Genomic DNA, 6,463 nt, shown 5'->3' with positions numbered 1-6,463 from the left:
GGTTCGATGCTGGTCATAAGGGGTGCTTCTCCTACCGTGCCCTCTCAGGCTAACCCGACAAGACGGGATGTCTCACCCAAGGCTGATAGAGAGGGAACGCTCCACCCGCACCTGATGACGCGCCCGCACCGTGATCCGCGACTCAGCAAGACTCGGCAAGGCCTGCTCCACCCGGACGACAGAGCGCCCACACAACTGAGCGAGCCGCTCACGAGCTACAGGCCCCAACCACACCTCATCCACCTCAGGATCTGGCTCCGACAGGCCACCCGGCCCGCCGCCCAGCCGCACAACGAGCTCGCCGAACGACCAGCCATTCAGCCCTGCCAGCCGCAGCAGAAACGAAGCGCTCGTCTCATCCCTGATCCATACCGGCTGCCTCGGCAGCCGCGAAAGCACCCCGCCCCTCAACATCCTCTGAAACCCCTCCACAACACCCGAACCCCGCCCTCTATCCACCCTTAGGAGCGCCCATGACCCAGCGCCGATACGCCAGCACCGTCACCGAAGCCCTGGACCGGGCCGACGCCCGCCATTGGACCAGGCAGCCACCCCGCTCCCACCGATCCCGCACCCGATACCTACTCCAGCACACACACAACGACCCGCAGGCCCTGGCCACCCTGCTCGCCGTACCCAAGAACGACATCCTGGGCGCCTTGGCCGGAGACACGCCAACCGACACCCAAGCCGCCAAGACAGAACGCGAACTCCTGCGTCAATGGCAGCCCCAAGTGCGCCGCCGAGCCCACCGCACCATCCTCGACAACGGCGGGCTCCTGACCGTGTCCTTCCGCGCATGGTTCGGCTTCACCGCCGCTGTCGGGACCACCGACGACCCCCGCCTACGATTCCTCACCACAAGCCTGTGCGCGCCCTACCCCGAACGGCTGTTTACCGCGCACCACAGATCATCCCCAGAACAGGAACTCCACCGAATTCTCGGCGAGGCTCTCGCCGCAAGCTACTTCCACCAGCGCACCAGCTCTCACACACAGGAGGCCGTCACGCTCCAGAAGATCGACTACCTTGAATTCTCATATTGACCACACCGAAGCAGACGCCGACTCTCTGCCCCACCCCTCGCAACACAGCTCCTCTGCCAGCCCCTCCGCCGGGGGAATGGCCCTTCATCCGTGGCGAGCGCTGCGGGCCCGCGCCGGTGCACCACGAGCTCCGATAGATCAGCGCGAACACGAAGCAAGGATGACAGACGATCATGCGCGCTGTCAGGCGCCCGGAACGGTCGGGCATCGCAATCACAAAACTTCAATCATCCGGTCAGACTTCTCCCACGATCAACGGACCACGGCGTCGCATGCCTCTAGATTCATCTCATGGCGGCAACGGGGTTCGTGTGGTCTGACGACAGAGAGAAGGCCATCTACCAGCAGGTGGTGAAGGAGTGCCTGGACGAAGGGCACTTGCAGGAAATGCTGGCGCGGCGACCTGAGGTGTCTGTCGAGCATGTGGCTGAAGCGGTAGGCACCGCGCCGTATGTCGACAGGGTGTTGGCGGATCGGGCTCACGGCAAAGGACACCTGCTCTACCGGCGAGTGCTGCGGATCTCTGCGCCGGTGAGCTGGGCCATGCCCGCCAGCGCGACCCTTGGCGAGCAGTGGAAGCAGGAAAACGCAGCGCGGTGGGCCGGCGGAATCTTCTCCTTCGCCATGGGAGCGCTCCTTGCTCTGGGCCCTGCGTGGCCGTGGGGGTTGGGACTGCTGATTCTGCAGTTCCTCTTCTATGCGGCGCTGACCTACCTCGACGGGCGGCTGAGCGGCCCCTTCAGCCTCTCCCCGCAGACGGGCGGCCCTCTCGTAACGTGGCGTCACGCCTGCCTGCTCGCGCTGCTCAACCCAGTGACGGCCACGCTGTGGTGGGCACAGCGGCTGACCCAATGGTTGTGGATGTCAGAACTTCGCCGTAGCGGGCTGGCCGTCGAAGTGGGGCTGGCCGTCGAGGAACTCTTCGGTGACGACCTGCACACCCTCCTGATGCCCAGCAGTTATGAGGGGCTGAGGGCCCCGCAGGACGACCAGTATCACGTCGACAACACGGCGCTGGCAGAACTGAAACGCAAGATGGCCCACTTGGACGGCGGGGCCGTTGCCGTGAGCGGGCCGCGCGGAGTAGGCAAAACGACACTGATGCAGCGGTGCGTGCAACCACGGGACTTCTCGGTCTTCGCCCATGCCCCCGCCACCTACACCCCGCACGACTTCCTCATCTCGCTGTTTGTCAGCGTATGCAGGACGTACATCGACCGAGCCGGCTACACGGCGCCCGACTTCGTGCGGCTGTCATACCTGCGCAGGCTGCTGGACCGGATGCTGCCGCCGTTGAGACGACTGCTGCATGCCCTGGCACGAACCGTGCCGGCGCTCGCCCTGATCGGGCTCGGCCTGTACGCCTGGGGCCGCTCCCGCGTTGAGGATCTGGACCCACGAGTGCGCCATATCCTTGCCTCCGCCGCCGAGGCCGTCGGATCCTTCCTTCAAGACGTCGCAGCGGGACGGGCGCCGGAAGCCGCCCTGGTACTCGCCTTCGCAGGGGTGTTTGTCTGGCAGAGGCGCCTCTCCCAGACCCTGATCCTCAGACTGAAGATCGCAGCCGTTTCGATCGTCATGTTCTGCGTCCTTGCTGCCTTCCTCTGGCCCGTCCTCTCCCTCCTCATCGATCCCGACCTCCGCGGAAGGGAGAACCCTGGCACCTTTCGGCCCTGGCAAGCCGGCCTCGTTCTTGCCTGGATCGGCTGCTTGTATCTGTACCTCTCCCCGCCGCCGCCAGGGGAACCGGCTGACGCCGGACGATTCGCGGACAAGCAACGGTGGTTCGGCCCGCCCGTGAGGCTGCTTCCCTTCGCCTTTGTCGGACTCACCTTCCTCGACCCGGCAACCCGCCCCTTCCTCGCCGACGACGAAAACCCGCTCCGTCTCGGCACGTTCCTCCTCGCCTTGATCATCTGGCAACTCATCAACCAACCCCAGCGCCTACTTCCAAGGACCGCACCACCGATGGTGATCGCATGCCGCAATCACCTCTACCGCCTGCAGACCATCCAGAGCTCCACTGCCAGCCTGACCACTGGCGCTGCCCCCTTCCTCACCCTGGGCACTATGCATTCGGGCGCTCTGACCTCTCTAGCTCCCGCCTACCCATCCCTCGTCAACGAGTTCCGAGAGCTGCTCACCCGCATTGCGCGGGATGAGCACGTCCAGGGCCACCGTGTTGTGATCGTCATCGACGAAGTGGATCGTCTCGGCACGGATGTTCAGGCTCTGAGCTTCCTTGCCGAGATCAAAGCGATCCTGGGAGTGCCCCATGTGCACTACCTGATTTCCGTCGCGGAGGACGTAGGGGCTGCGTTTGTACGACGCGGGCTGCCGCACCGGGACGTGACAGACAGCTCGTTGGACGACGTGCTGCACGTTCTGCCGCGCACTCTGGACGAGTCTGCAGTCATTCTGAAGAGGCGGGCGCCAGATATCAGAGACCCGTACATCGCATTTTCCCACGCACTCTCGGGCGGCATCCCGCGTGACCTGATCCGTTACGGCCGACGCCTGATGGAGATCCGTTCAGACACTGACAGTGTCCAACTGTCCGAGCTGGTGCAGGCGCTGCTGATCGAGGAGCTGTCGGCGACACTGGCTGGCTTCCGCACCCTGCTGGCCAAACAGGAGTGGCAGCCCGCAACTACGAATATTCTGGACTCCTTCCGCATCCTGGCCGCACACCTGAAGGTCGCCTGTCCCTGTCCGGAACCGACAGACCAACTGCGAGGAGCACTCCAGTATTTCGTTGCTTGTGGCGGCACCGACCTCCCAGACGCGTCCGGTCGTCTTGTTGACGAGGCCACCGCATACGCGTACTTTTCCCTCACCCTCCTCGAAGTGTTCGGCCAACCCGACTTCGCGGATCGAAGAGCGAGGGCAGCGCGACGTCCTGACGGACACCTTGGCCTGCTCGCAGAGGCCCGATTGGAACTTGCCGTATCGCCCTACAGCACCCGCACGGTTATCGATGCGGTGCGCGGTGCGTGGCAGCTCGAGTCGGTGGCCGCCCTGGGGACACACCCTGGCGTCGTGATCCCACCGCCGCGCGGAGCAGCGTGCTCAGCGGATCACGCCACGCACTGAGCGCCACGCACCCGGCCTGCCCGTCTGACAATTTACATCGGATCGGGCCGGAATCGACGGGAAGGGGCAGCAGAAGCCCTCCCTGATCGCTCCGCCACGAGCGGGACGCGGCGAGGCTGGGCTCCGTGCCTGCGTACTTCTGGACTGCTGATAGGGGCAGGCGCGCCAGCATCGACGCTCACCCCAAAGCGCCGCAACGACGAGGTGAGCGGCGGACCCTTCTCAGAGTTACCAAGGGAGGCTCCACAGACCGCGGTCCACAGCGGGGCCTGCCCACGCTGCCTTCAGGGCCTCCCGAATCGTCCTCCGGACTACGGCTTTGTGCTGACCTGATCGCTCAGCAATACGTACCAGGCCAGCAGGTCCGGCGACCGGCCTGACGCTGTCTGAACAGCGGCGTCCGGTGGTGTCACTGTGTCGTGTTTCGGATGCCGAGGACGTCGTAGAGGTGCCGGCCGTGGGCCCATTGCTTGAGTTCCGTGCGTCCGACGAGGATGAGCTTGTGGTGTTGGGCGAAGTCGGTCGCGGGCCGGGTGAAGCCGTTGAGCGCGATCATGATCGGCAGGTCGGCCCCGTGGTGTGGGCGAGCTGTCCCGTTGAATTTCTGCACGTGTCCCGATCCGACCGGGCTCTGGTATTGCTTGCACTGGAGGATCAGGAGACGGTTGTCGCTGTCGCGGGCGGTGACGTCCACGCCGAGGTCACCGGCGCCGCCGACCCGGCGTGGGCTGAGGAACCCGTCCCGTGCCAGAAGATCAGAACATGCCTGCTCGAAGCCCGTCGCGCTCATCGAGGACAGCTCCTTCATCCTGAAGGTGAGCATGTCCGGTCCGGCAAAGGCATCAGGGGCTATGAGCGTGTCCTGCGGGCCGGCGTAGACAGCGGACGAGGTGTCGGACACGAACGACACCAGCAGGCCCAGCATGAGGAACACGAGCAACCCGCCGGACACGATGAGCGCGGTCCACCATGGGTGGCCGGTGATCACGCCCCACAGGTCCACGGTGATCCACCGGCTGACGTCCTGGGTGATCCACTCCCAGAGCATCTTGCCGATGGCCAGCGTAAGAACGGAGTAGAGCAGGAATTTCAGCAGCGGGTCGAGCGCCCCGTCTTCGTCGAACACCACACCTCCCGATCTGAGGAACAGAGAATCCGGATCCTGCTGATTAGGCAGCTCGCCTGAACCGGACCGCGCGAGGCCCTGCGGACAGCCCGAGAAGCTCGGGCAACGCTGCGCCGTCCCGGGCCCAGCGCTGCAGCCTGTCGCGGTCGACCCAGTGCACGCCGTGCCGCTCGCCCCACGCGATGGCGTCACGGGTGAAGCTCCCGTTGGTGATGACGACAGCATGCGCCGCTTTATGTACCGGACCGGCGGTGCCCTTGACCGTGTACATCACTGAGGAGCCCACCTTCCCGCCGACGCGGGTGTGTTTGGCCTGCACCACGATCCGGCCGAGCCGCGGATGGTCCCCGATGACGTCGGCGGCCTGGTCCCCTGCGCCGCCCACCCTGCGGGCCGGACAACCGTCACGGACCAGCAGGTCCCGCAAGGCATGCTCGAAGCGCCGGTCGTCCATCGCGTCGAACTCGGCCAGGGCGATCCGAAGCGCGGCCACCCGCTCTCCCTCACGACGCCGCCTTGCGCTCGCCTGCCGCAGGCGCCATACGCCCACCGCTCCCACCAGCAGGACGAGCGCCAGCAGAGCGGGCCAGGCCTGCGCTAACGCGCCTGTCGCCGCCACCAGCATCCGCACAGCAAGCACGAGCACGGCCACCACGACGACGGCGGCCGAGACCACCTCTGCCATGCCGCGCGGGCGCCGCAAACGCAGCAGCGCCATCAGTGCTCGGTCTGCGCGGAGGCGGCCGGCTTCGGGTCAGCAGCCGGTGTGGGGACAGCGGACTCGCCGAACCCGAACACCTGCCCCCACAGCCACGCGCCTGCCAGCACACCGGCGATCATCCAGCCGCTCATCCGCTTCGCGCTGCGTGGTTTCGGGTTGCGGCGGATGTGCCCGCGTACGCGATGGAATCCGTCCGGTACCTTCGACATGCTGTTCCCCTCCCGCCGGCAGGCCACGGAATGCGGCCCGTCCCTTAAGGAATTGGTGTAGCAGCGGGCACTGAGCTCTCCAACCTCGGGACTGCTGCGCGGATAGGTGACACCTTGACCTGGCTTGCTGAGAGGCGGCCTGGAAGGATGTGGCAGTGAACCTCTTCCAACCTGACGGGTGGTTGGGCCGGCAGCCCCGGCGGCGGGCATGAAGAAAGCTCCTGGTAGACGGGTTCACGACCAAGATCACCAGTCCGCCAGGAGCTTT

At 65.7% G+C, this 6,463-nt stretch carries 5 protein-coding genes; 2 read left to right on the top strand and 3 right to left on the bottom strand.

Annotated elements, in window-relative coordinates:
* Positions 1-473 precede the first annotated feature (473 nt).
* Complete coding sequence (tpg, locus tag ACIRD8_RS37680) at positions 474-1,046, top strand: telomere-protecting terminal protein Tpg (protein ID WP_404002276.1); 573 nt, start codon at positions 474-476, stop codon at positions 1,044-1,046.
* A 291-nt stretch (positions 1,047-1,337) separates the two neighbouring features.
* A complete protein-coding gene (locus ACIRD8_RS37675; RefSeq protein ID WP_404002273.1) occupies positions 1,338-4,139 on the top strand; it encodes a hypothetical protein in 2,802 nt (933 codons plus the stop codon).
* A gap of 409 nt (positions 4,140-4,548) precedes the next feature.
* Here the strand turns inward: ACIRD8_RS37675 and ACIRD8_RS37670 are convergent, their stop codons facing one another.
* The 3 genes from ACIRD8_RS37670 to ACIRD8_RS37660 are packed head-to-tail and all read right to left on the bottom strand — an operon-like array spanning position 4,549 to position 6,195.
* A complete protein-coding gene (locus ACIRD8_RS37670; RefSeq protein WP_404002270.1) occupies positions 4,549-5,265 on the bottom strand; it encodes a restriction endonuclease in 717 nt (238 codons plus the stop codon).
* Between the two features lie 43 nt (positions 5,266-5,308).
* Positions 5,309-5,983 carry a restriction endonuclease gene (locus tag ACIRD8_RS37665; protein ID WP_404002267.1) on the bottom strand — a complete coding sequence of 225 codons (675 nt, stop codon included), beginning with the start codon at positions 5,981-5,983 and terminating at the stop codon, positions 5,309-5,311.
* Complete coding sequence (locus ACIRD8_RS37660) at positions 5,983-6,195, bottom strand: hypothetical protein (RefSeq protein WP_404002264.1); 213 nt, start codon at positions 6,193-6,195, stop codon at positions 5,983-5,985. Before ACIRD8_RS37660 ends, ACIRD8_RS37665 begins: the two co-directional genes overlap by 1 nt.
* Positions 6,196-6,463 lie beyond the last annotated feature (268 nt).

Origin of the sequence: Streptomyces sp. NPDC102451 (genome assembly GCF_044765485.1) — a bacterium.
Classification (GTDB): Bacteria; Actinomycetota; Actinomycetes; order Streptomycetales; family Streptomycetaceae; genus Streptomyces.
The sequence above is the reverse complement of the archived record's forward strand: the minus strand, read 5'-3'. Positions and strand labels throughout refer to the sequence as shown.